This window comes from Bacteroides thetaiotaomicron VPI-5482 (assembly GCF_000011065.1).
Taxonomy (GTDB): Bacteria; Bacteroidota; Bacteroidia; order Bacteroidales; family Bacteroidaceae; genus Bacteroides; species Bacteroides thetaiotaomicron.
The window spans coordinates 6,099,493-6,126,095 of the sequence record NC_004663.1; the positions used below are offsets into that span (position 1 = coordinate 6,099,493).

At 43.4% G+C, this 26,603-nt stretch carries 12 protein-coding genes; 2 read left to right on the forward strand and 10 right to left on the reverse strand.

Annotated features, from left to right (window positions below):
* Window positions 1–15 precede the first annotated feature (15 nt).
* The 5 genes from BT_RS23480 to BT_RS23500 all read right to left on the reverse strand — a co-directional run bounded on the left by BT_RS23480 (window position 16) and on the right by BT_RS23500 (window position 13,519).
* On the reverse strand, window positions 16–3,159 hold the full coding sequence (locus BT_RS23480) for a SusC/RagA family TonB-linked outer membrane protein (RefSeq protein WP_008760375.1): 3,144 nt from the start codon (window positions 3,157–3,159) through the stop codon (window positions 16–18).
* Between the two features lie 24 nt (window positions 3,160–3,183).
* A complete protein-coding gene (locus BT_RS23485) occupies window positions 3,184–5,364 on the reverse strand; it encodes a surface glycan-binding family protein (protein ID WP_008760376.1) in 2,181 nt (726 codons plus the stop codon).
* A gap of 18 nt (window positions 5,365–5,382) precedes the next feature.
* Window positions 5,383–7,491 carry a heparin-sulfate lyase HepC gene (gene hepC, locus BT_RS23490; RefSeq protein WP_008760377.1) on the reverse strand — a complete coding sequence of 703 codons (2,109 nt, stop codon included), beginning with the start codon at window positions 7,489–7,491 and terminating at the stop codon, window positions 5,383–5,385.
* A gap of 425 nt (window positions 7,492–7,916) precedes the next feature.
* Window positions 7,917–11,978 carry a hybrid sensor histidine kinase/response regulator transcription factor gene (locus BT_RS23495; RefSeq protein ID WP_008760378.1) on the reverse strand — a complete coding sequence of 1,354 codons (4,062 nt, stop codon included), beginning with the start codon at window positions 11,976–11,978 and terminating at the stop codon, window positions 7,917–7,919.
* A 170-nt stretch (window positions 11,979–12,148) separates the two neighbouring features.
* Complete coding sequence (locus BT_RS23500) at window positions 12,149–13,519, reverse strand: TrpB-like pyridoxal phosphate-dependent enzyme (protein ID WP_008760379.1); 1,371 nt, start codon at window positions 13,517–13,519, stop codon at window positions 12,149–12,151.
* Window positions 13,520–13,664: 145 nt separating this feature from the next.
* Here BT_RS23500 and BT_RS23505 point away from each other — a divergent pair, with 145 nt between their 5' ends.
* Together BT_RS23505 and BT_RS23510 are read left to right on the forward strand one after the other, a co-directional pair.
* Window positions 13,665–15,494, forward strand: coding sequence for a TrkH family potassium uptake protein (locus BT_RS23505; RefSeq protein ID WP_011109365.1), 1,830 nt, complete (start codon window positions 13,665–13,667; stop codon window positions 15,492–15,494).
* 4 nt (window positions 15,495–15,498) lie between these two features.
* Window positions 15,499–16,185 (forward strand): potassium channel family protein, encoded by a 687-nt coding sequence (locus BT_RS23510; RefSeq protein WP_008760381.1) that lies wholly within the window; start codon window positions 15,499–15,501, stop codon window positions 16,183–16,185.
* Between the two features lie 559 nt (window positions 16,186–16,744).
* Here BT_RS23510 and galB read toward each other — a convergent pair.
* From galB to BT_RS23535, 5 genes are read right to left on the reverse strand one after another with little or no spacing between them, the layout of a single operon-like run.
* Window positions 16,745–19,192 carry a beta-galactosidase GalB gene (galB, locus tag BT_RS23515; RefSeq protein ID WP_011109366.1) on the reverse strand — a complete coding sequence of 816 codons (2,448 nt, stop codon included), beginning with the start codon at window positions 19,190–19,192 and terminating at the stop codon, window positions 16,745–16,747.
* A gap of 10 nt (window positions 19,193–19,202) precedes the next feature.
* Entirely contained in the window at window positions 19,203–20,264 is a 1,062-nt protein-coding gene (locus tag BT_RS23520) for a glycoside hydrolase family 53 protein (RefSeq protein WP_011109367.1), read from the reverse strand.
* A 10-nt stretch (window positions 20,265–20,274) separates the two neighbouring features.
* A complete protein-coding gene (locus BT_RS23525; protein WP_011109368.1) occupies window positions 20,275–21,987 on the reverse strand; it encodes a DUF5114 domain-containing protein in 1,713 nt (570 codons plus the stop codon).
* 11 nt (window positions 21,988–21,998) lie between these two features.
* Window positions 21,999–23,612, reverse strand: coding sequence for a RagB/SusD family nutrient uptake outer membrane protein (locus BT_RS23530; protein WP_165450812.1), 1,614 nt, complete (start codon window positions 23,610–23,612; stop codon window positions 21,999–22,001).
* 11 nt (window positions 23,613–23,623) lie between these two features.
* Window positions 23,624–26,602, reverse strand: a complete 2,979-nt coding sequence (locus tag BT_RS23535; RefSeq protein WP_011109370.1) for a SusC/RagA family TonB-linked outer membrane protein — start codon at window positions 26,600–26,602, stop codon at window positions 23,624–23,626.
* Window position 26,603: the final 1 nt, after the last annotated feature.

The window sequence follows — 26,603 nt, forward strand, 5'->3', positions numbered from 1 at the left end:
GATATGTTTTATGAATTAGAATTGAAGATCGATACCAAATGTAAATACTCTACTTTTTGGATAAGCACCCCAGTCCAGTCCCGGAGTCATCGGGGTATTGCTTGCGCTGTTTACTTCCGGGTCATAGCCGCTATATCCGCTTACGCAGAACAGATTCTGACCGGTTGCATACAAACGGAGTCTGGATACATGAAATTTACGAGTCCATTTGTGCGGCAAAGTGTATCCTAAAGTTACATTCTTCAGACGTAAGAATGATCCGTCTTCTATAAAGCGGGAATATACATCATTTACAATATATCCATCCTGTGAAGGAACCAGGTTGGAAGTATTTGTCGGGCTCCAACGGTCAGCTACTTCAGCCAGCATATTTCTACGTCCGTTTCTGGATTGTGTAGAATATAGACGAGTTGCATTATATATGTCATTGCCATAGTTGAACTGAAGCATGAAGCTGAAGTCGATACCTTTGTAGTCAAATGTATTTGTAATACCACCAAACCATTTGGGCATAGCGTTACCAATTACCGTGCGGTCATTGGTCGTGATTATGCCGTCGCCATCTTGGTCTTTATATTTAACTACTCCTGGTTTCACAGTGCCATATCGTGCATTGTTTGTAACACCTTCTTTCAATATCAGTTGATTGTCTGGCGTAGTATAGAAGTCAGAACTTTGATAAACTCCGTCGAATTCATATCCATAAATCAAGCCGAGTGATTGGCCTACAGTAGCAATATAATCATAAGCAGTAAAGTTGCTGTCGAATCCGGAGCGGGCGTACATCGATTCAACGCCTGAAGCTAATCCTTTTAATGTGTTTTTGATAAATGAAATATTGAAGTTGGTTTGCCAACTGAAATCACGTGTCTGAATATTAGTCGAATTTAAGCTTAGTTCAATACCCTTGTTCTGAATCTTACCGATGTTTTGCATCTGTGAATCAAATCCGGTAACATGGGCAAGTGACTGTGCTAATAATAAGTCTTTAGTGTTTTTGACAAAGAAGTCGGCAGTAACATTTAATCTGTTGTCAAGAAAACCTAAGTCAACACCCAAGTTGATAGTGCTTGAACCTTCCCACTTCAAATTAGCGTTTTTCAGTTGTTTAGGAGTCAATACAGTTACCGTATTGTTGCCTACACCATATTTACTAGCTTCGTAAAGATCCATAGAAAGGTAGTTGGAGATACGGTCATTGCCTACAATACCCCAACCCAAGCGAACTTTGAAGTTAGATACCCAATCAACATCTTTCATGAATGCTTCCTCGGAAACACGCCATGCGGCAGAAAATGAAGGGAAGAATCCCCATTTATTTTTGTTAGAGAAAACAGTAGAGCCATCAGCACGAACTGTTGCCGTCAGTAAATAACGGTTATCGTAGTTATAATTTCCACGTGCAAAGAATGATAGCAACATTTTTTCGCTATAGCTGCTTTCTACTTTACTAGGTGTTGCACCCAGACCAAGGTAATCATTTCCTAAGTTATCGAATGGGAAATCCATTGCTTCGCCTAGTAAATATTCAGTGCTTCTGAAAGAAACTTCATGCCCTAACATAACATCGTAGTTGTGTTTCTTAACCTTCTGTTTCCAAGTCAGATTATTGAAGTTCGTCCAACGTACGTCGCGTCCCATTTGTGTACGTCCATAAGGCTTCTGACCGTTACGATAAGCCTCCTTGGAACCATCTTTGTAGAAAATATTTGTACGGTTATTAGTGGTGTTATAGGTTCCGGCAGTTTTAAATGTCAATCCTTTAATAATCTGCCAGCTTATCGAACCATTACCAGACCACATTTCGGCGCGTTTGGTATTTGTTACTGATTCAGTTTGTTTCACTGGATTCACTTGTGCCAAGCTTTCGCCAGATTCGAGCATTTCAGGGTCAATAGCTGAATCAAGAAGCTCATCATCAGTCAGCTTTAATCCCCCAGTAGGACGGGCACTTAAAATCTGCGCTAACATATTGAAACGACCGGAGTCTGCGGATGTACCTACACCTTTACGGTTAGTCAGTGCATAATTGACGGTGATATTGAAAGACAAACTTTTACTTAACTTTTGGTCAAGGCGAAACTTTCCTGTGGTTTTATCGAAACCACTGTTCTTGAAAATACCGTTTTCAATATAGCGTGAGAATGATGCGTTGTATTTAGAATCATCTGTACCTCCCATGATTGACAAACTATGGTCTTGTGACCAGGTAGGATTGAATGTTTCATCCTGCCAGTTAACACCTTTAACACCCATATAGTCATCAAGTGACTGATAACGGTAGGGAATATCATTATCGTCATTTCCCGGCTTGAAGTAGGAGTCTGAATATTTTGAATTAACTTCTCCTTGTAACTTAACAAATTCGTATGGGGAAAGAACGTCTAGCTTTTTAGATATTTTACGATAACTGGCTGAACCATTGTAGGTAATTGTCGGTCTTCCAGTTTTACCGGATTTGGTCGTGATTAATACCACGCCATTAGCGGCACGCGCACCATAGATAGCGGAAGAAGAAGCATCTTTTAAAACTTCAATAGATTCGATATCAGAGTTTGACAAATAGTCGATATCGTCTACTTCAAAACCATCGACAATATAAAGTGGAGAAGAATCTCCTGTCAATGTGCCGACACCACGAATATTGATGCTGAAGCCAGCGCCTGGAGTACCGTCAGTTGATGTGATTTGCACACCGGCAATCTGACCTCCTAATGCGCCTGCTACAGAACTTGTCTTGAAGCCTTCTACATCTTTGGCGGCGATAGAAGCTACAGAACCTGTCAGGTCACTACGTTTCATAGTACCATAACCTACTACGACCACTTCATCTAGTGTCTGATTGTCAGGAATCATCTTTACGTTAAGCGGCGACTGGCCTGTGAATTTAATTTCCTGTGTCTTATATCCAATATATGAGAATGTAATAACCGCACCTTTATTAGCTTTGATTGTGTAATTTCCATCAAAGTCGGTTATACTTCCCGTTGCGGTTCCCTTAACCTGAACAGTTGCTCCGATGAGAGGAGTATCTGTTTCATCTACAATAACACCTTTTACAGTAGCGTTCTGGGCATGTAAGCTGATCGACATGATCAGTGCCAAGAGGGTGAACAACCCTCTTGCGCTAATTGATTTTATTATATTTGTATAGTACATAACGTGTATTTTTGCATGTATTTATTAGAACTTAGTATCAAACCAAATAAATATCGGAGAAACCCGTGCCCCGCTTGTTGCAGCTTGTGGATCTTTTCCGGTGACGTCATAGGTTATCTGACCAATCATAGCCCCGTTAGCGTAGCCGTCTTTGTTGCGCCACAGATTTGGGTTAATGTGTACTTTGAAGTCTGTTTGGTCAATGTAACCTAACGCTTTGCTTAAATTAGTAGTGTTTTCAAAGTAAGACATCGGTTTTCTGGATGTACCGGCTGTCGCATCATAAGAATTCCACATTTCCGATAAGAAGTTATCTACTTTTTGTGCCAATGCCCCACTTATATGTGAATCCGGACCAGCTATATTATAGTAGAAGAAGTCACGGCGATAGTCTAATCTGAATGTAGATTTATCTATACCTGCTCCTAAACTTGGAGCTATTGACTCACCACCTCTTGCCGGATTTACCTGGAAGACAAACGGAGTATACTCTAATTGTACATTACTGTCTGAAATCATTGAGAAATGGAAAAATACAGGTTGTTTTACAGAAACTGCCGTTTTTCCTTCTCCGGCTGTTGCGGTAACCATTACCATGCCACATTGTCCTTGTTTTAATCCGGTTATTGTAATCTGTCCGGTAGATTCATTAATAGTCGCTTTTGTATTATTGGGATTATGTTTCAATTCTACTTCCCACTTTAGTGAAGACAAACCATCTTTGGCATCTGTTGCTGTTGGAACCGGTTTTACAGAGTTAAGTTTACCGCCTGCCTCAATTCTGAATTGATCGGCATAGTTTTCAATAGGAGTTAATCCGAGGTTATTTCCGTAGCGGAAATAAGTAAAATAGTTCGGATTTGCTGTGATTGTTAATGTAAATGTAGCAGTCTCTGAACCTTTGGTATTGGTAGCCATAACCTGAACTGTATATTGCCCGACAGGAATCTTGTTTCCCTTCTTAATGGCGATGTTTCCATCCAGATCAAGAGCTAATTCACCTTGAAGGTCAGTTGGCAGATTTACAAATTCATATTTCACTTCATCACCTTTGAAATTCTCATTTTTGTTAATGTCGATTTCTACAGCTTGTACATCGTTTACATCAGCGTATCCGAAGTTAGCTATCGGTTCTATAAATTCAACTGTATTTAGTGTGAATACATTCTCGAATACTACGCCTTCTGGAGAAAATTCATTGATAGCCTTCACACTGATTTGATATTTTTCTCCATCCTTGAATCCATGATGAGCCGCTACAGACAATACGCCCGTTGTCGGATCAATTGTGATTTTATCCGTATTCGGACTAACTGAACTGATACTGTATACAAGCCCTTCCGCAGAACCTTTTAATGCGGGAATATTACTTTGGAAAGTGGTCTCAGGACTACGCTCTCCTTCTTCCTCTATTTTTCCTTCATCAGGAGTGTATATTAATGAAAGTGGGCGGGAAGTTACATTGATTTCCAACGCATTCTCGAAAATTCCTTTTTCAGGATCCTCTCCAGTTGCGGCAGTTGTCAGTTTGAATGATAGGATGTACTTACCAGGCTGAATGTTTTGATTTCCTTTGATGATGGAAATTTCACCTTTATCTGATACAGCAAAGTAGTCTTCGGGACTTTCTACTGCAACTCCATTCCACATTGCAGAAGCAATGGTGTAGTTTGAAATAGAAATATGATTTCCTTCAGTTCTAATTTGAGAGGTGGGCAGTTCATTGCTGCTTTCTGTGTCGATAATATCTGCATATTCTACCTGTAGTTTCTCCGGATCTGTTTTGATTCCATCAGGCACAGGTTTCATCATGTTGATTTCCACAATGTCGGTATATTCATATCTGTTATTGTTGGAATAACATGCGACAGATAGTTTGTATAGTCCGACAGGAGTATTGCTTGTACTATTTAAAGTAATTTTTCCTGTTTCCGAATCAATGGCGAAGATGCTATCGGAAAACGGTTCTCCATCAAGAGTGATTCTGGTAATGGCAAAATCGTATGGAGTGCCGCCTTTGTAAGTCGGGCTACTGATAACTCCTGTCATAGATGGACCGATATCAGTCATTCCTGTATAATAAATAGTAAACTTCGTAGAGTCAGTAGTTTCTGTATCCGAACAGGAACTATTGACTATTGTCACTGCAATTACTATGAGGACTCCTAGTAATCTTGAAGTAATGTTTAGTAATTTAGATCTCATATTTTAAGAGTTATTAGTTTATAAGGTATAAGATAATGTATGTGTCTCTCCATTCACACTTACTTCTACAGAAGCGCTGTTTTCGGAATATCCGCTATCTATGAATTTGGCTGAGATACTGGACGTATCAGTACTTCCATTGACTGGAAGAATAACTGTAATGTAACGTGCGGTTTCATCAGCACTCTTATTCATATCGATGGTATAAGATTGACGTGTGTTGTAAGCCCCGTCTACGAGATAGGCTATACGCCCCGTGAATGGAGAACAGGTTACTGCTTTATTGGCAAAAGTGCGGACTATAATGTTATTATTATTGCTGAATGCTGTATGGACTCCATTTTTATCTGTATCCATAACAACTTCGCTGGCAGTGCCTTCGCAAAGATTGAAACTTAGATTAATAGTACCTTCTGCATTTCCAATACCTTCATCTACTAATACAAAGAATTTTTTGTTTACGTAAAAGACTGCACGACGGTGCTTTAAGTTATCATATCCTTGATTCTCAAATACAACTAATTCAGTCGCTCCTTCCTCTGATTTCAACAGTTTGCCTGCTGCCTTTTTGATATTCTGTTTTCCGATTGATAAAGTATTGTGTTTATCGATACCACGGAACCAGTAACGTAAGTCATTGTCTCCACCGCTGGTATAATAAGTACACACACCTGAATCAGGGAAAAAATTTCGTCCGTTATGGTAAAGTTCGAAAGTTCCATTATCTGGCTGGTTATGACTATAAGCACTAAGTGAATTAGAAGCATCATTACTCTTGTTATTGCTTAAAATCATGACTGTAGAAGCCGGTGTCCAACCATTTCGTAATACATAATATCCTGCCTGGTCGAATAGCTTCATATCATTATTGGGGGTACGTCCCTGTGCTGTTCCACCATTTCCGGCAGTTTGCATATATTTCAATTCTTCACTATCCGGGAACATTTCCACATATTGCTTAAAGTTCGTATTTTTAAGGACATTACGTGTCCGGCTCCATGAGTCGTTGAACATTGGGACCACATTATCGGAACCCTTGATAAAGTAATTAGGATATGTGAAGTACATCACTACTTCTGCTGCTTTACGCAGTGGTTCTGTAAAATCTGACGGCAATTTACTGGAGAGTTGGTTTGCCTCTGCTAATTTCATTGCCTCGTAGAAATCCGCAACGATACCGATATGATAGTGGAGCGACATTTCCTTGTGCCATCCGTCACTCATAATTTGATTTTGTACTTCTTCGCTAAGTATCTGATATCCTGTATTCATCCATTTCTCCGCATTCTTAAATTCCGGCATTAACGTTCCGGCAGTAGCCAATGCATTCGCTTGTGATATAAGTATGTTACCTCCTGATTCATACGGATAATCTACGAGAAAGTCTGCTTGTTCTGCAAATTCTACCAAGAATGTAGAAAGCCATTCCGGAGTAAAATTAACAGAGTTCTTGAAGTATTCAAGCAATTGTACTTGGTCACCGATACGGGTAGATACCTGTAACTGCCACCATGAGGTAGTATTAGGTCCTGTTGTAGGCTTCGGATTGTTTTCTATCCAATTCTTATATACCTCAATCCATGATTGAATGTATTTCTCATCTCCACTTACACGGTAAGCTTTGGCTTGGGGGATGAACCACTGATGGCGATGAAGTTGTTTCTGATATTCATCAGATGCATCTTTCGGTGAATACTCCCAGTTTATACCTCCGTCTTGTTTTACTGAATAGGGTTTCAGGGTTTCCTTATCTTCATAGAAGTTGTTAACATGAAAGCGATAATCTACCAGTGCATAATCAGCTTTTGCCTGCTCTGCTTCTGAGATCGTCACATTAATTAAAGATAAGTTCGGATTTGTAACATTGGTTCTCGTTCTATAGTATTCCAATAAAGCATTGGCTGCATAATAATGTTCGCCTGCCTCGTAGAATTCTTTAACTTTTTCCAGACCGGGGTAGTTGAGGTTGATAGCCTCGAATACTTGAGGATCAACAACATCGTTTGGTTTGGCATCAGGAAGCAGATCTATATCTACATTCCCTCCGGTTAATAGATCATCATCATCGTCTGCGCATCCACTAAATGCGAATAGCGCACAAAAGCAAATAAAGAAGATGTTCTTCATACTTTATTAGGTTTTATAATTATTAAAAGTGTTATTTTACTGTTGCAAATGTAACCTCATTAATTAGATTCTTTAATTTAGGTTGTTCATACTTTGTTCAAAAATGATTTTTTTGATATCAAATTTGTTGAGACATATGTTGTTTTTGTTTAAAAAAGCTGTTTATCTCCTGTATCCTAGTTTTTTATGTGTCATAATGTTATGACATTGTAATATGATATGGAATAGGTTCTGTACAATTTAGGTTGTTTGGATGGATGATTTTAAAATCCGTCATCATTCAATAAAAGAAGAAAAAAACGTGTTTTGAGGTATAATAGTGCGATACCAAATGTGGTATATGGTACAAGGCAGGTGCATTTTTCTTTCGGAAAAAGACAAAAAACACGATTGCTATAAAAGACTCTATACTGTATGTCTCACTACTATCCTTTTGATTTCTTGATATACTCCGTAGGTAAGCATCCGAAGTACTTCTTGAAACTGGTGGCAAAATATGACGGTGTATTGAATCCTACCATAGTACTGACTTCCGCTACCGTATATCGTCCGTCTTTCAGTAGCTTGGCTGCTTCATTGAAACGAATCTTACGGATAAAGTCAATGGTTGATTCCCCGGTAATTGCTTTTAGTTTCAGATGCAGATTAGAACGGCTCATGTTCATTTCTCTGGCGAATTCGTCGGTAGAGAATTCGATGTTATCCATATTCTTTTCCACAATCGCCATGGCACGTTTCAGCAAGGCTTCATCCATTGCATTGAATGTGATTTTCTCAGGTTCTACTTCCAATGATTTGGCGTACTTATCGAGCATCCGTCTGCGTGTACGCATCATGTTCTGTATCTTGGTTGTCAGGATGGCAAGAGAGAATGGTTTGGGGATATAGTCATCCGCACCCATTTGCAGACCTTCCATCTGATCTTTGATATCGGTCTTTGCGGAAAGAATAATAACCGGGATATGGCAAGTCCGGATATTTTGTTTCACGTTCTTGCATAGCTTGATACCATCCATAACCGGCATCATGACGTCGGTGACAATCACATCCACTTCGTTGTCTTTCAGTTTTTCCAGTGCTTCTTCACCGTTCCCGGCTTCCAGTGTGTTGAACAAATCCGCCAGTCCGTTACTCAGGTAACGGCGGATTTCATTATTATCTTCTACGATCAGAATTGTTCCGCGCTTCTTATCACCGGATTCCACAGATTCGTTTTCCACTTTCTCCGTGTCGATGAAATACATTGCTTTCGAATTGGTAGAATACACTTGCTCTTCTTCATTCTGTTCGTTATTGGAAGCTAACTCGGAAGGTTTGTAAACCGACAGATCCTGTGGCAGATAGACAGAGAATGTACTACCTTTGTTTTCTTCGCTGTCCAGTTCGATGCGCCCATGATGAAGTTCTATCAGACGTTGTACTAACGAAAGTCCGATACCACTTCCTACGTGTTCACTTTCTATCTGATAGAAACGTTCGAATATCTTTCCCTGTTTGTTGATAGGGATACCTATGCCTGTATCGCTGACTTGTAACAATAGCCAGCCGTTCTCCTCTTTCAGAGTTACGGTAATGCTTTGCCCGCTTTCCGTATATTTAAAGGCATTGGAAAGGAGGTTGTTTACTATCAGTTCCAGATAGTTGGCATCAAAAAGAACTTCTTTGTCTTCCAGTTCAGAGTGTAGAGTATAAGTAATCTTTTTGTGGCGTGCCAGTTTATCGTAGAAAAGGAAGTTGTCCTGTATCAGTTGATGAGCGTTTCCTTTTTTCGCTTTTAGTTCGAACACTCCGAGTTCAGCACGGCGGTAGTCCATCAATTGGTTGACCAGATGCAGCAGGCGGTTTGCATTCCGTTGGATATATTCCAGTTGGTTACGTGTCCATCGGTCGCTGATTTTGTTAATGATCTCTTGCAGGGGAGTCAGAATCAGCGTCAAAGGTGTACGAAGTTCATGCGAGATGTTGATGAAGAAACGCATCTTCATCTGATTGATTTCTTCCTGATGTTCTTTGTCTCTGCGTTCTATTTCAAGCTGGGCTTCCATACTTTTGCGCATCCAGAAGAAGCGGAAAACAAAAGTGATGAAACCTGCGAAGGTTGCGAAGAAGATGAGTAGTGCCCACCAGGTCTTATACCAGATTGGCAGAACGATAATCTCCAATGCTGTAGGGATAGGATTCCATTTGCCATCGCTGTTGGCTGCTTTGACAAGGAACTGATAGGTTCCCTGTGGCAGGTTAGAGTAGGAGACGGTGCGGCTGTCCGTCAGATAATACCATTCCTTATCATAACCTTCCAGCTTATAGGCGAAAGTATTATGTTGTCCTGAGATATAATTGGATACCACGAACTCAATGGAAAAAGCAGTTTGCCAGGATTTCAGTGTGATACTTTTCGTTTCACTGATGTTCTTGGTCAGAATACCGGTCTCATCATCCGGGCGGACTACCTTATTGAACAGTTGCAGTTTGGTGATAACCACCGGAGGCGTATAAGGATTGTCGAGCAATAATTCCGGACGGAAAGTCGTGATTCCGTTGATACCGCCAAAATACATTTGTCCCACAGACGTACGACAATAAGAAGCGGTATTGAACTGATTGCTTTGCAACCCGTCCGATTCTGTAAAGTTACGGAATTTTTCCGTTTCCGGATTAAAGCAGGAAATCCCCCGGTTGGTACTTAACCAGAGTCTTCCGAAGGAATCTTCCAAAATACCGTATACTACGTTATTCGGCAGACCGTTGGTCGTGTTATACCGTTTGATCTGCTTGTCTTTTTCATTGAAACAATAAAATCCTTCGCGTGTACCTACCCAGATGATTCCGTTGGAAGCCTCGTAAATACAGTTCGTAAAGAGCTTCGTGACGTTGGAAACCGGAAGTATGGATGCTTTTTGTATATCCAGACCTTCTTGCTTAAAGACTGATAGTCCCTCTTCTCCACCGATCCATAAGCGTTTATGGGAGTCGCGGAATAGTGTCGTGATTTGTTTGGAGACGACCGGAGTGCCATCTTTCTCTTTTTCAATCGTAGTAAAACTTCGTTGTTCCGGATTAAAACGAACCAGTGCACTGAGTGTTCCCAACCAGAGATTCCCTTCTCCGTCGGGAAGGATGGCATAGACATTCTCATTCACCAGCTGGCTGTTGCGTTGGTTAAAGTTTTCTACCTGACCGCTGTTGCGGTGAAGGATACTCAGTCCGCCGGCATGAGTACCTATATATACCAAAGATTTCTTTTCGTCTACATATACCGCCTTGATATTGTTGGAACCGATGCCTCTTGCACTTTCATCCTCTTGCAGTGTATAAGATGTAAATCGCTGTGTAATCGGATTATAAAGATTCAATCCTCCGTCATTCGTTCCTATCCACAGGTTTTTGTCTTTATCTTCGACAATACAGCTTACTACATTGTCGCTTAACGAGTTTTTATAAGGAATATTGCGGATATTCTTGAAGCGGTTCCGGATAGGGTGATAATAGTTCAGACCACCGAAATAAGTTCCCAGCCACATACCGCCCTGAGAATCCATAAAGATACTGCGCACCGAACGTTGTGACAGACTGCCGTTTTCTACGGGGTTACTGCTGTACGAGGCAAAAGAATCAGTACCTTCATGATAAATATTCAAGTCGTTGAAAGTTCCGATCCATAAACGGTTTTGTGAATCCATTGCCAGTGAGCGGATGTAATTGGAACTGATACTCTTCGGATTGGAAGGAGAATGCAGATAATTCTTTATTTCCTTCGTTTTCGGATTAATCAGGAACAGTCCGGCTCCTTCGGTTGCCACCCAGATGCGGGTAGGGGATTGCTGAAGAATAGCCTGAATCTGTTTAGTCCCTAAAATGGGGATCACTTTTTCAAAAGTTTTCTGAGTAATAGAGTAAGTATAGAGTCCGTCGGTCGAAGTTCCGATATAAATTTGGTCACCCTGTCTGTAAAGAGTGGAGGCGATTGTCTTATGCATCGCTGTGCTGAAAGAATCATCTATAAATTTGGATTCTTTGATATCGAACATGATCAGCCCTTCCGGAGTACTGATAAGTAACTGTTCCGGTGAAATCTCTTCGATACCGTTAACTTGCAAATGTTTCCCATTCTTTTCATAGAAGAAGTTCTGGAATATGTCTTTTTCCTCATCATAACGGGACAAACCATCACGTGTACCAATCCATACCCGTCCCTGACTGTCTGTTTTTACAATACGGGAGATGTCGTTGGCGATACTGTTCGGGTCATCCTCATTATGCTGATAAACCGTAAATGCATATCCGTCGTATTTGTTAACTCCGTCATAAGTGGCAAACCACATATTGCCCCTTTTATCCTGATCGATGGAGAACACCGTACTTTGTGATAGTCCCTCATTGATGGAAATATAGGAAAATGTGATTTGTTCCGGAGTTTCAGAAAAGGCGGAATGCATTCCTAAGCATAGGAAAAACAAGTAGATTACTATCTTCTTAAGCTTGCTCATTATTAGTTCACGAGATTAATAATGACGCCAAAGATAGTAATTTCCTTTAAATACCCCATGAATAAAGTACAAAAGACTGTATTCTTTTGGATAGTTTCGTAGAGATAATAAATAAGCCCGGCATCATACCGGGCTTTTATGCTTACAGAATTCGGTTCAGAAACCGGGGCTTACTTGGATAAGTCTCCTATTTCATCCAGATTCTTCTGAATATCTTCGTCAGTCAGTGCGTAGTTCACTAAATCGCCTGCCAGATATTTGTCATAAGATGCCATATCGATCAGACCGTGTCCGGACAGGTTGAACAGAATCACTTTCTCTTCTCCTGTTTCCTTGCACGCCTTTGCTTCGCGTATAGCGGCAGCAATCGCGTGGCTGGATTCCGGTGCCGGAATAATACCTTCCGCCTGTGCGAACAGACAGCCGGCTTCGAAAGATTCCAGTTGCTGGATATCTACCGCTTCCATCAGATTGTCTTTCAGCAATTGGGAGACGATGACGCCTGCACCGTGATAGCGAAGACCGCCTGCATGGATATGGGCAGGAGCGAAGTTGTGTCCTAATGTAAACATCGGGAGCAGCGGAGTATATCCGGCTTCATCACCGAAGTCATATTGGAATTTACCGCGGGTCAGCTTCGGGCACGAAGCAGGTTCGGCAGCAACGAAACGCGTTTTCTTTCCTTCCAGGATGTTGTGACGCATGAATGGGAAAGAGATACCTCCGAAGTTGGAACCGCCTCCGAAACAACCGATTACTACGTCCGGATATTCGCCCGCCATTTCCATTTGCTTTTCAGCTTCCAGACCGATAATGGTTTGGTGGAGAGTAACGTGGCTGAGTACCGAACCAAGAGTGTATTTACAGTTGGGAGTCATTTGTGCAAGTTCGATAGCTTCCGAGATGGCTGTACCCAGAGAACCCTGATAGGTGGGGTGAGCCGTCAGGATATCTTTTCCCGCACGGGTAGACATAGACGGAGAAGGAGTGACCTGCGCGCCGAAAGTCTGCATAATGCTGCGGCGGTAAGGCTTTTGTTCGTAGCTGATCTTTACCTGATAAACAGCGGCTTCGAGACCAAAAACTTTGGCAGCATAAGAAAGGGCGGCTCCCCATTGGCCCGCACCGGTTTCGGTAGTAACGTTCGTGACGCCTTCTTCTTTGCAATAATATGCCTGAGCCAGCGCAGAGTTCAGTTTATGAGAACCGATCGGGCTGACACTTTCGTTCTTGAAATAGATATGTGCCGGAGTTCCGAGCGCTTTTTCCAGTCCGTAAGCGCGTACAAGCGGCGTACTGCGATAATATTTATACATTTCGCGTACATCTTCCGGTATTTCGATCCATGCGTCAGTCTGGTTAAGCTCCTGATGACACAGTTCTTTGGCAAAGATTGGATACAGATCTTCCGCTTTCAGCGGCTGTTTTGTTCCCGGGTGCAACGGCGGCATTGGCTTGTTCACCATATCAGCCTGAATGTTGTACCAGTAATGTGGAATTTCTTCTTCCGGTAGGATATACCGTTTTCTTTTGTCACTCATGTTATTGTGGTTTATTAGTTTTCTGCTGCCAAAAGTAGGCAAAATTTTTAATATTCGTGTAATTTTGTCAACAAAGAATCGAATTCGATTGTTATTTTAGTTAAGTTTGCACGGCATAGCAAATACGACAATAAAAAAATGTGATATGAAGATTTATCATAAATTTCTGTTATATCAGAATAAGCTTCTCAAGCCCTATGTACGTATCCTGCTGGGGTTGGTAGAAGCACTCACTTATCTGGCATCTCTGTTGTTGATTGTCGGAGTGGTTTACGAACATGGTTTTCCATTGTCCCCGGTCGAGGTACAGCAGATACAGATCTTGTATAAAGCCGTATGGATTATCTTTTTAATTGATGTCACCCTGCATATTTCGCTGGAATACCGGAATACGAAAAAGCAATATCGAAGGCTGGCATGGATATTGAGCGTATTGCTTTACCTAACTTTGGTTCCCGTCATCTTCCATCGTCCGGAAGAAGAGGGAGCGATTCTGCAAGTCTGGGAATTCCTTCACGGGAAGTTTTATCATTTAATATTATTGTTGGTTTTTTCTCTGCTGAACCTGTCCAATGGCTTGGTGCGTCTTTTAGGACGCCGTACGAATCCGTCTTTGATACTGGCTGTCAGCTTTATGGCTATTATTCTGATCGGGACGGGATTGCTGATGCTTCCACGATGTACGGTCAATGGCATCACTTGGGTCGATTCTCTGTTTACAGCCACCAGTGCCGTCTGTGTGACGGGCTTGGTGCCGGTAGATGTATCCACCACTTTCACCACCAGCGGACTTGTAGTCATTATCCTGCTCATTCAGATCGGCGGACTGGGAGTGATGACATTAACCAGTTTCTTCGCCATGTTCTTTATGGGAAATACTTCCATTTACAATCAGCTCGTTGTCCGTGATATGGTCAGTTCCAATTCGTTGGGGTCGTTACTGTCCACACTACTATATATCCTTGGATTTACATTGGTCATCGAAGGCATTGGCATGGTGTCCATCTGGTTCAGCATTCACGATACGCTTGGGATGAATCTGGAAGAGGAACTGGCTTTTGCCGCCTTCCATTCCATTTCGGCTTTCTGTAATGCGGGTTTCTCCACACTTTCAGGCAATTTAGGAAATTCGATGGTGATGACCAACCACAACTGGCTGTTCATCTCCGTCTCTTTACTGATTATCTTGGGCGGTATCGGCTTTCCGATTCTGGTTAATTTCAAAGATATCGTATTATACCATTTGCGCCATGTCTGGACGTTTGTGCGTACCCGCAAACTGGAAAGACATAAGATGCCGCACCTCTACAATCTGAATACGAAAATCGTATTGATCATGACTTTCCTGCTTTTGCTGATCGGTACACTGGCCATCCTTGCTTTTGAGTGGAATGCCTCTTTTGCCGGTATGTCTGTGGCCGATAAATGGACGCAAGCATTCTTTAATGCGACCTGTCCGCGAACGGCGGGTTTCAGCAGTGTCGATCTGGCATCATTGAGCGTGCAGACGCTGTTGGTTTATCTCTTCCTGATGTGGGTCGGCGGCGGTTCGCAGTCTACGGCAGGCGGTGTCAAAGTGAATGCTTTTGCAGTGGTAGTGTTGAACCTTGTAGCCGTATTGCGGGGAAGTGAGCGGGTGGAGGTCTTCGGCAGGGAATTGTCTCATGACTCTATCCGGCGTTCCAATGCGACGGTCGTCATGTCGCTGGGCGTATTGTTTCTCTTCATCTTCATATTGAGCATACTCGAACCGAAAGCCTCTTTGCTGGCGCTGACCTTTGAATGTGTTTCCGCCCTTAGTACGGTAGGATCGAGCCTGAATCTGACGCCTCAATTGTGCGATGCCAGTAAATTGCTGGTATCGTTGCTGATGTTTATCGGACGTGTCGGTCTGATTACGTTGATGCTGGGCATCGTCAAGCAGAAAAAGAATACAAAATACCGTTATCCGAGTGATAACATCATCATAAACTAACATCATGAAGTATATTATTATTGGTCTAGGAAATTACGGGCATGTACTTGCCGAGGAATTATCGGCATTGGGGCATGAGATCATTGGAGCGGACATCAGCGAAAGCCGTGTCGACTCAATCAAAGATAAGGTTGCCACTGCTTTTGTCATTGACGCTACGGACGAACAGTCGTTGTCGGTGCTGCCTTTGAATAGCGTAGATATTGTTGTTGTGGCGATTGGCGAGAATTTTGGAGCATCGGTACGTGTTGTCGCGTTGTTGAAGCAGAAAAAGGTGCCTCGTATTTTTGCCCGTGCCATTGATGCGGTGCACAAGGCAGTGCTTGAAGCGTTTAGTCTGGAGAAGATTCTGACACCGGAAGAGGATGCTGCCCGTAGCCTGGTGCAGTTGCTCGACTTTGGGGCGACGATGGAAGCGTTCCGTATTGATCAGGATTATTATGTCGTGAAGTTTACTGTTCCGAAGAAGTTTGTAGGATACTTTGTGAATGAGCTGAATATGGATGAAGAGTTTCATCTGAAACTGATCGCACTGAAGCGTGCGAACAAAGTCACTAATTGCCTGGGCATTTCTTTGATGGAGCGTCATGTCAAGAATGAGTTGCCCGGAGATGAGAAGGTGGAAGAAGGAGATGAACTGGTATGCTATGGTAAATACCGTGATTTCCAGTCATTCTGGAAAGCTATTTAATGAAATATAACACTGAATAATGCGAATCAGTAGCATCTATATTTTCTTCATCCTATATAAATAAAAACAAATATTATCTGTCACCTGTCACTGTTTTAGAGTTAACAGATTGATTTTGAGATATAAATGTGGTGATAGCAACGAGTGGCAGCAGTGTGATGGCAGAATTTGCCGTCACGCTACTGCCACTCGTTGTAGCTTAATTAGTTTCCACTGCTTGAAACTGTAGTTTCATCAGTAAGAAACCATAGTTCCAAAGGCTTGAAACTAAAAGTTTCGAGCGTATGAAACCAAAGTTTCAAGTAATAGAAACTAGAGTTTCAAGCAATGGGAACTATAGTTTCAAATAGGGAAACGAACTTGGCTTACTATCAGTAGAAGTGCAGAGGGTAGCTAAAATGAAATAGCAACGTGTGACAGCAGTGTGACGACAATACTTGCCATCACACTGCTGTCACACGTTGCTGTCACGGTCTTATGATTTAATTATCAGACTATTATCACTCGTTTGGTGACAGGTGACAGCAGTTTTTCAAATATATTTCTTTATGTAGACCGATTATTTCGTCAGAAGACGGATACTTCCTGCTTTCACTCCGCCGGCTTTGGCAGTCAGAATAATTTCTCCGGCTGTTTCATTTGTTTGTACGATAGCTGTAAGCATTCCGTTGAAAGCGTGCATCTTCGGAAGATGGAACAGGTCGAGACTCGTGGGGTCACCGTTGGCTCCGGCACGGTATTTTCCGGCACCTTTGACGGAGAAGTTGATCAGACGACTGTCGGCAGGGCAGAGGTTGCCGTCTTTGTCCACCACTTTCACTGTCACATAAGCGAGGTCTTTGCCGTCTGCCGTCAGTTCGTTCCGGTTGCTGACCAGTTCGATGTGATGAGGCTTGCTTGCGGTGCGTACACTCTTTTCTGCTACTGCTTTTCCGTCTTTATCGTAGGCTACTACTTTCACTTCACCCGGTTCATATATGGCATCCATCCACATCAGACGGTAGCGGCTTTTCAGTGAACTGTTGTTCTTGCTTTGTTTACCGTAGCTTTTTCCGTTGATAAACAGTTCGGCAGCAGGGTAGTTGGTGTAAACAAATACCGGAGTTACTTCACCTTCGCGTCCCGGCCATGTCCAATGCGGCAGGATATGCAGTGTTTCCGCTTCCTTATTCCATATGCTGCGATACAAGTAATAGCGGTCTTTGGGGAGACTGGCAAGGTCGATAATACCGAACATGGAACTATGATTGGGCCAGGCATCAGTATCATAAGGGGAAGGCTCACCCAGATAATCGAAGCCGGTCCATACAAACTGTCCGATGGTCCAGTGATGATCGTCCGCCAAAGCGAAGTCCTCATCGGGGATGTTGGACCATGAACATGCCTCTACGTCATAAGAAGAACATTGATGATCATCGTACTGGGCACTTTTCTTATCTTTTACGGGAAACTTGTAGACACCGCGTGAGCTGACGGTGGACGCAGTTTCACTACCCAGAATAAGATTTTGCGGAAGTTTGTCATATGCCTCCTGATAGCGATTGGCGCGGTAGTTCAGACCGGGGATATCGATCATGGCAGCAAATCCGTTGGCTAGAACACAAGTCACTTGGTCCATGCCGCAGGTAACGGGGCGGGTAGGGTCTTCACGGTGGCAGATATCTTGCAGGAACTTGGCTACTTTATATCCTACAGGGCTGCATTGCGTGGGGACTTCATTACCGATACTCCACATCACTACACAGGGATTGTTACGATAGTTGTGCAGCATATTCACCATATCGCGTTCTGCCCATTCGTTGAAGTAACGGTGATATCCGTTTTCACACTTGGCGATGTCCCATTCGTCGAACGGTTCGATCATCATCATGAATCCCATTTCGTCGCACAATTCCACGAGTTCGGGAGCCGGCATATTATGGGAAGTACGAATGGCGTCGCATCCCATATCCTTTAAGAGTGTGAGCTGGTGGCGAAGTGCCGCTACGTTGATGGCCGCACCCAGCGGACCTAAGTCATGGTGGTTGCATACACCTTGGAATTTGCGGTGTTTTCCGTTCAAGTAGAAACCTTTGTCGGCAATGTATTCAATGCTGCGGATACCGAAGCGGGTAGAGTATGTATCTACCAGTTGGTTGTCTGCGTACACTTTCGATACAGCCTTGTAAAGAGCGGGGCTTTCCGGTGACCAGAGTTGAGGCGCGTTGACGATGAAGTTTTGTTCAAACGGCTGCCCGTGATTGATGCGGCCTTTGTTTTCTTTGCGGGTCACTACCTTTCCATCCGGTGACAGGATTTCTGTCTCTATACGGATTTCTGTCTTTTCGCCGGCATTCTCTATCTTGGTTTGCAGGCGTACGGCGGCAAATTCATCACTGACATGCGGGGTAGTAATCTGCGTGCCCCATACCGGAATGTGTACTTTTTCCGTCACGATCAAGTGGACGTTGCGGTACAGACCTGCTCCCGGATACCAGCGTGAAGACTGGGGGCGGTTTTCGAGGCGTACCGCCAGTGTATTGTTCTTTCCGTCTTTATTCAGGAAAGGGGTGACGTTGCAATGGAAAGAGTTGTAGCCGAAGGGCCAGAAGCAAGCCTCCTGTCCGTTGACGTATACACGCGCCTCACTCATTGCTCCGTCGAACAGGAGAGTGACTTCTTTGTCGGCGGGAACGTCGAAGCTGGTGCGATACCATCCGGTTCCGACATAAGGCAGTCCTCCGGTACGTCCGGTTTTCAGTGATGCCTTCTTCTCAAAGTTCTGTGTGACTGCTACGTTTTGCAGGTCGTTGTTCATGTCGAAAGGTCCGAAGATGGCCCAGTCATGCGGGATAACGACCGATTCCCATTTAGTATCATTGTAGTCAGTCTGCGCAGCTTCCGGAAAATCTCCTTTACTGAATTTCCAGTTCTTCTCAAGCAGCGTCTCGCTGCGCTGTGCCTGTAGCATACAGGCTGCGCTCATCAAAAGTACAGTAAACAACTGTTTCTGGTGTTTCATGTTCATTCTCACTTTTTTATTGGATTTTAAAAGCATCTAGTGCAATTGTAGGCGCATTATTATCGAAACAGCCTAGGTTATAACCGTCATTATAGCCATTCGGGGCTTGTGGCTCCCAATAGAAGATACCTTCCACATCGGCTTGCATCATTTTTGTAATGAGTTGTTTGCAGGCCTCTGCCTGATCATAAGGCATACCTATCTCGCAAATCATGACAGGTTTGTTGTATTTCTGCTTGACATGCTTGATATTGGCAATACAGTCATCGGCTACTTTCAGCCAACCACCGGTTTTGCCTTCCTGCTCTGCCCAATATGGATAGAGCGACATGCCTATCATGTCGTATTTACCTCCATTGGCTTGAAGAATGTCGAACATGCGGTTGTATACCCATTGGTCGTTTCCCGCGTCCAGGTGGACAATGACTTTGGCGTCGGGACATATAGCTTTCACGGCATCATATCCCGCATTGTTGAGTGCAGTCAGTTGTTCGGGATTATCAACAGACCCCACAGGAAGCATCATGCCGGGAGTTGTTTCATTACCTACCTGTACCCATTCCGGTGTAACCCCAACCGCTTTTAACGCGGTAAGAACTGATTTCACATGTTCGCTGAGAGCAATTTTGAGATCATCAAATGAAAGCTCTTTCCACGCCTCCGGCATTTCCTGATGTCCGGGGTCGGCCCAGGTATCAGAAAAATGGAAGTCGATCATCGTACGTAATCCCAGACGCTCGGCACGTTTTGCTTTCACTATTACGTCATTCATGTTGTTCCAGCCGTCTTTCGGGTTAACCCATACACGAAGACGGATAGAGTTGACTCCGCAATAATCACGCAAGAGGTCCATACACTCCATCTCTTGGCGATTCTCGTCCGGCGTGTAGAACTTGAGTCCTTCCGCTTCCATTTGAGTCAGCCAACTTACGTCTGCACCACGTGCAAAGCCTTCTTCTTTTACAACCTTTTGCGGTTCTTCTTGACGAGGATTTGTAACCGGGCCATCTTCACTACACCCGTTTGTAGCCATTGAAGCAATGAGTGCTACTATTGATAATATGCTTGCTATTTTCATTGAAACTGATTTATTTAAGTGAGTAAGAATAAGTTTGGTGTCCCAAATCAACGGTAAGGACATAGGTTTTGCCTATTTCGAGTTCATCGTCTCCGTCAAATCCTGCTGAGGATTCAGAATGCTTCAGGTGCAGAATGCCGGAACCACCGCCGAAGAAAAGGTTCCAGTTGTTATTTATCAGCACTTTTACTCCCCAAGGACTTTTCTTTTCTTTAATGAACTCGGCTGTAAATATCTCTGGATTTTCTGCAGACTGTGTCATGGGGGATTCAGACCAATTATCGTTAAGTCCGGTAAATGTCACAGTCTGCACTTGAGTCAGTTCATAGGTCAATGACTTCATGTTGAAATCCATAACATACAGCCCTTGTGCCGGTGCGGGAATGTTGTCTTTAGACTCTGCAAGGATCAATGTGCCGGACAAGTCGGTAGAGCCATCGGCTGCATTATAGGCGGGCTCCCATGCTTGTTCAGTATATGCACGATATCCCCATTCAGAATCTATCCAATGTGCACCACCATAGCAAAGTCCGGCTTCATCGTATAAAGTGAGGTAATCGTCAAAACCTTCCCAATTGGTTATGCCGGAGAAGTACAGATACTGAGAGACTTCCGGCTGCGGAACGTCTTCTCCGATGCCGATGGTAAATTGAAGAGGATTGGATAAATCAAGAACCAGGAGATTTTCTCCGGCGGGCATAGTTACAGAAATATTATCTGCACTCTCACCGAACAAGAGGTTTTGTGAATTGCCGCCAAATGCGACAGTTTGCTCAATAGCAGGTCCTATATCGGTTGTTTCCCGGTTGTACAGGCTACCCTTTCCTGATACGGAAATGGTCAGGGTAGATTGTGTTGCCAGATTTACCGGCAGTGTCCATTGATTGCTCTGCTTGTTGTAAGCCATTTCGCCCGTTACATCTCCACTAACTGACAGACTGGCAACATGCAGTGCACTCCACCATCCTTCAACCGTGTTTACGGTAGTGTAATAGCATCCTGACGGATTCGGGAACCAAAAGTTCCAGTGACTGTCTTCCGATGAAGCATAAAATGTCTTTCCTTCTTCACCAAGATTACCCCACATTACATTATTGGCTTCGCGAAGCCACCAGTTTTCCCATCCGTTGACGCCCATAAAACCTTTATAAATGCCGTCTTCAGCAGGAGAGGCAAGCGTCATAGATGTGTTCTTCCAGTCCTTGTCAAGTACTTGAGCCAAGACAAGCTCAATGCGATAAGACTGGACCAGAACCTCCATGACATTAGAGTATTCGGGAGCGATGTTGGCTGCCAATGCCGAACGCATCCGAATCCATAACGGAGCCTTCTCATTGGCCTCATAACCTAAACGATCAAGCAGAGAATTAAGCTCCTCGCAAAGAAATTGACGGGAATGGATATTCTTATCCACCGCAATATTTAACGGAGCAGTAAAGTGTTCATCCTTTGAGAACTGAATCGTTATTTCCGCAACATTCACCGGAGCTTGCAAAAGTGTATCACTAAGCGCCAAACGTCCGTCGCCACTCCAATAAACTGTCAATGCCAAAGCCTGCGGATTGTCTGGCGTAAGAATAACTTCATTCGGGCCCCCCATCAATTCCATAGAGTCTCCGGACAAGACGTAAACCGGATCAATATCGCTATCACAGGAGGTGGTAGCTACTGTCATAACAGCTGACAATAATATCAATTTAACTATTGTACTAAAAACTTTCATATCGTATCTTTTTAATAGAGTGGATTATGTAGATTAGGATTGGCTGTAAGATCTGTATCAGGAATGGGATAAATATTATATTTTTTGTTCACGGCACGGCCGTCAAGAACGCCCCCTTTCCATTGCCAGATATAATCTGCTGATACAAACTTATTGAATCTTATAAGATCAGTTCTACGCACTGATTCGAGGTATAACTCCCTGGCTCTTTCATCAAGAATGAAATCGAGCGTAAAATCACTATCTGAGATTTTTCCGCTTTCATCCTGGTTATATGCACGCAAACGAACCTGATTTACAAGTTCCAATGCTTCGGCTCGCGATAGCCCTGTTCCTCCTCTGAGTTGTGCTTCGGCTGCCATCAGATAGATGTCGGCAAGCCGGAGTAGGGGATAGTCGGTAGAGCATCCTGTGGCAGCAGAATTGGATGCTGCTACGCCCTCATCAGTGAGATTGGAGAACTTTTCAAAGAAATAGCCTTCGGCTTGGTTATCGATTGCACCGGTAAAGAACTGTGCTTGTCCATCTGTATAAAACATAGCGCGGCTGTCTTTGGTTGTAGCAATATCTCCAAACTTTGCTGTCATCTCACCACGCGCACGAAACATACCCCAGCCGTTGGACAATCCGTACTTGGCGGGGTCTTGTGTGCTCGAATTGCCACATGATCCACAAATTATATATGTTCCTCCGCCCCACGTAACTGATGTTGTGGCGTCACACACCATAGCAAACAAAATTTCATGTGTTCGCTTGTGATTATCGGCATTAAATAATTTGGCATATTCCGGTTCCAGATAGAATGCAGGATTGGAAATTACTTGTTTGCAAGCAGTAATACATTCTGTATAATACTTAGTATCCACATTGCCACGATATATTGCGCTGTTTAAATAAAGACGGGCAAGGAGTGCCCATGCCACGGGTTTACTGGCACGGCCGTATTCGTTGGTAGCGGGCAATGCTGATGAAACTCCTTCGGCAACCAGTTCTTTCAGTTCGCTTTCGATAAAATCAAACATCCCAATCCCATCGTAGGCTTCCGGGATATAACCGATAACTGGCGTATTTTCATCCACTTTAGGACCTTGACGATACAAATCGAGTACCATCCAATAACTGAATGATCTCATAAAACGAGCTTCCGAACGGAAAGTACGGATTTCTGTTTGTTCGGCTTCTGAAAACCGGGCAATCTCTTCATCCGAACAATGGCGAAGAAACTCATTACACAAGGCTATGTTGAAGAAAAGCCAGTAATAGGAGTCAGAAACCCAAGAATCTTTCGCATCCCAACTGATATAGGTAAGGTCAGACAGGTTGTTTCCTGAAAGCCAGGTATTAGCTACTTCATCGGTAGCGGCTTCTTGCAGATTGAAATAGCCACGGGAAAAGTCTTGTTTGTTGATGCTCTTGAGGTCTCCGTTATCTCCCCCTTGTCCTTGTCCTGCAAGAACATAAGAGGCATATATTTTGGCAAGGACTTTCTTATAATTTGCCGCGTCAGCATAAACTTCTTTTGAGGTATCCTCTGTTGTCGGCATTTGATCAAGAACATCTGTACACGAGCTTGCTACAAGGGTCATGCACCATACGATTATTGTTAGTATATTAATTTTCTTCATGGTTTATTCAGTTAAAAATTAAGGCCAATAGTGATAGAATACGTGCGGGGACGCGGATAAACAGATGTGTCGACACCATTGGCTGTTTCAGGGTCTACACCTTTATATTTAGTCACGGTAAAGACATTCTGCACCATGGCAGAGGCATGAAGGCCGATGGTCTTATATATGCGACCGAAGTCATAAGAGAGTTGCAGGTTGTCCATCTTCAAGAACGAAGCGTTTTCAAGATAATGGTCGCTGAGAAACTGCCTCTTGGTAAAGCGGGTATCCAGGAAACTCCGATTTAAGTTATTAAGTTGATAATCGTTATAGCTCATGGTTTCCCATGCACCTGTATTCATGGCCATACCATTAAAGATATATCCTCCTATATTGGCTCTAAGCGAGGTTGAAAGTGTCCACTTCTTATAGCGCAGCGAGGTTGAAAAGCCCAAAATCCAGTCCGGAGCCGGTGAATGATGATGGTAGCGGTCTTTGTTCGTTATCTCGCCATCTCCGTCAAGGTCGGCATACAAGCCTTCAATGGGTTGCCCCGTCTCCGCATCATACAATTGCTTGTATAAATAGAATGAGTAGGGAGCGTAATCAGTAGAGAACACCTGCATCTGGTAAGCATCAATCCAAGGGCCTACTTCTGTGTCAGGGCTTGGAGCACCGGGAGTAAGCGTAAGATTCTTTATCCTTACTTTTTGCCATGCAGCATTGGCACTTGCTGTCCATGACCAATTTTTTGTATTGATGATGTGTCCGGTAACAGAGAGTTCAAGTCCTTTAGAGTCTACATTGCCCACATTTTGAAGCATTAGCTTATCAAAGTTCGTACCGGCTGGCATCGGAACAGTGGCCAGAAGATTTTCGGTCTTTCTGGTATAGAAATCAGCAGAAAAGGTAAATCTGTTTTCTAAGAATGCCAGATCTATACCATAGTTCCATGATTTAGTAGTTTCCCATTTCAATTCAGGATTATATGCTTCAGGACGATAGGTATATATCGGATTTCCGCCAAACAGGTATTGTGCTCCGTCAAGTCCCGGAGTGTAGACCGGAATGTAGCCATAATTGGTGATACCATCTTGCTGTCCGGTTATACCATAGGATACGCGCAACTTCACGTCATTCATCACTGTGCGCAAAGGCTCAAAGAAGTGCTCTTGTGAAACCCTCCAAGCTAAGGCTACTGAGGGGAAAGTACCCCAACGATTGTCGGATGCAAATCGAGACGAGCCGTCGCGGCGCATGGTGGCCATAAGCAAATAGCGATCCATGAATGTGTAATTCAAACGCCCATAGTATGACATGAGTGAATGCCGCTGATCGGTTGCGGCAGAAGTCGACTGCTGTACTCCATCGGCACTCAGAATGGCATAAAACGGAGTGGTATATTTCCAGAATTGATAATCATATCCTACTGTTACATCAATGCCGGAATGAATAGCATCGAAGTCATTATGATAATTGGCATAAATCGTGAGCAGTTTATTGTAATTCTTTTGCGGGCCGTATGTGTAGTCACGTCCGCCGGTTGTATAATAAGAAACGGCCTCTTTAGGTACATAAATATGTCCTTTGCCTTTTGACCAGTCATATCCGCCCGTAGTATGCAAACGCAAGCCCTTTACCCATCTTACATTCCAATCCACGCTGGCACTTCCTATAAATCGATAGACATCCGATGTGGAATCGTATTGATTCAGTCGGCCGACAGCATTGGCTAATGCTCCCGTCACCGGTACGCCATTGGCATCGATAGCCTCGTTGTAACCACCAAAGGTATCGTTTCCGGAATATACCGGAATGGTGGGGTTGAGCGTACTGCCTGCCCAGATTGCATCGGTATCAGCAAAGCGGTTCTTAGAATAAGTGCCTTTTAAACCTATATTAAATCTCAGCTCGTTATGGAAAAACGAAGGAGTAAGGTTTACGTTTCCGGTAAAGCGTTTTGTATTATCCGTTTTCAAGATACCATCCTGATAATACATACCGGTTGAAACACGAAATGGCAACCAAGGAAGTGCAAGTCCTGAAACACTAAGGTTATTATCTGTTCCGAAAGCTGTTTGATAAATTTCATCGTTCCAGTTTGTACGATAGTCACCAAGCAATGACTTTTGGTGTTCCGTACCATACTGATTGACAATATTTATAAATTCGTCTGTGTTCAGCATATCCGAAGTCTTGGTCTTGGTTGCAATGGAATTGGTCGTTTGGAAAGAGACCTTAATATCACTCCCGCTTCCCTTTTTGGTTGTTATGATGATGACGCCGTTGGATGCTCGTGATCCATAAATAGCAGTGGATGAAGCATCTTTCAGCACGGTCATACTCTCTATGTCGTTCGGGTTTATAAGGCTTAGAAAGTTTCCGCCGCCGGATATGGAACCACCTACTTCCATAGGAACCCCGTCCAGTACAATTAATGGGTCATTGGATGCGTTAAGTGATGCACCACCACGAATGCGTATGGTTGAGACAGATGTAGGCGAACCTCCGCCATTTACTATTTGCACACCGGCTATCTTGCCATTCACAAGCTCTTCGGGCGATGAAACCATGCCTTTATTAAAGTCTTTAGTACCCACAGAGGCAACCGAGCCGGTCAGATCGCTTTTGCGTTGTGTTCCGTATCCGATGATTACTACATCACTCAGTACTTGTGAGTCGCTTTTCATTTGTACATTCAGTACGTTACTGTTTACGGGGATAGTTATCACTTTAGTTTCATATCCTACGTAAGAAAATTGTAGTTCCTTACTGTCTTTCGGTACATTCAGAGTATAGTTTCCGTCAAAGTCGGTCACTGTACCTGTCGATGTTCCTACGATAAGAATGCTGACTCCGATCATCGGCTCTTTGTTCTCATCGATCACTTGTCCGGTCATTTTCTTGCCTCCCTGTTGGGCAAAGGCAGGAATTGCGCCTCCAAGAAAAGCTGTACATAATATAAGTAGTACAGTCAGATGGCGTAGATTTAAGATATTACAGTTCATA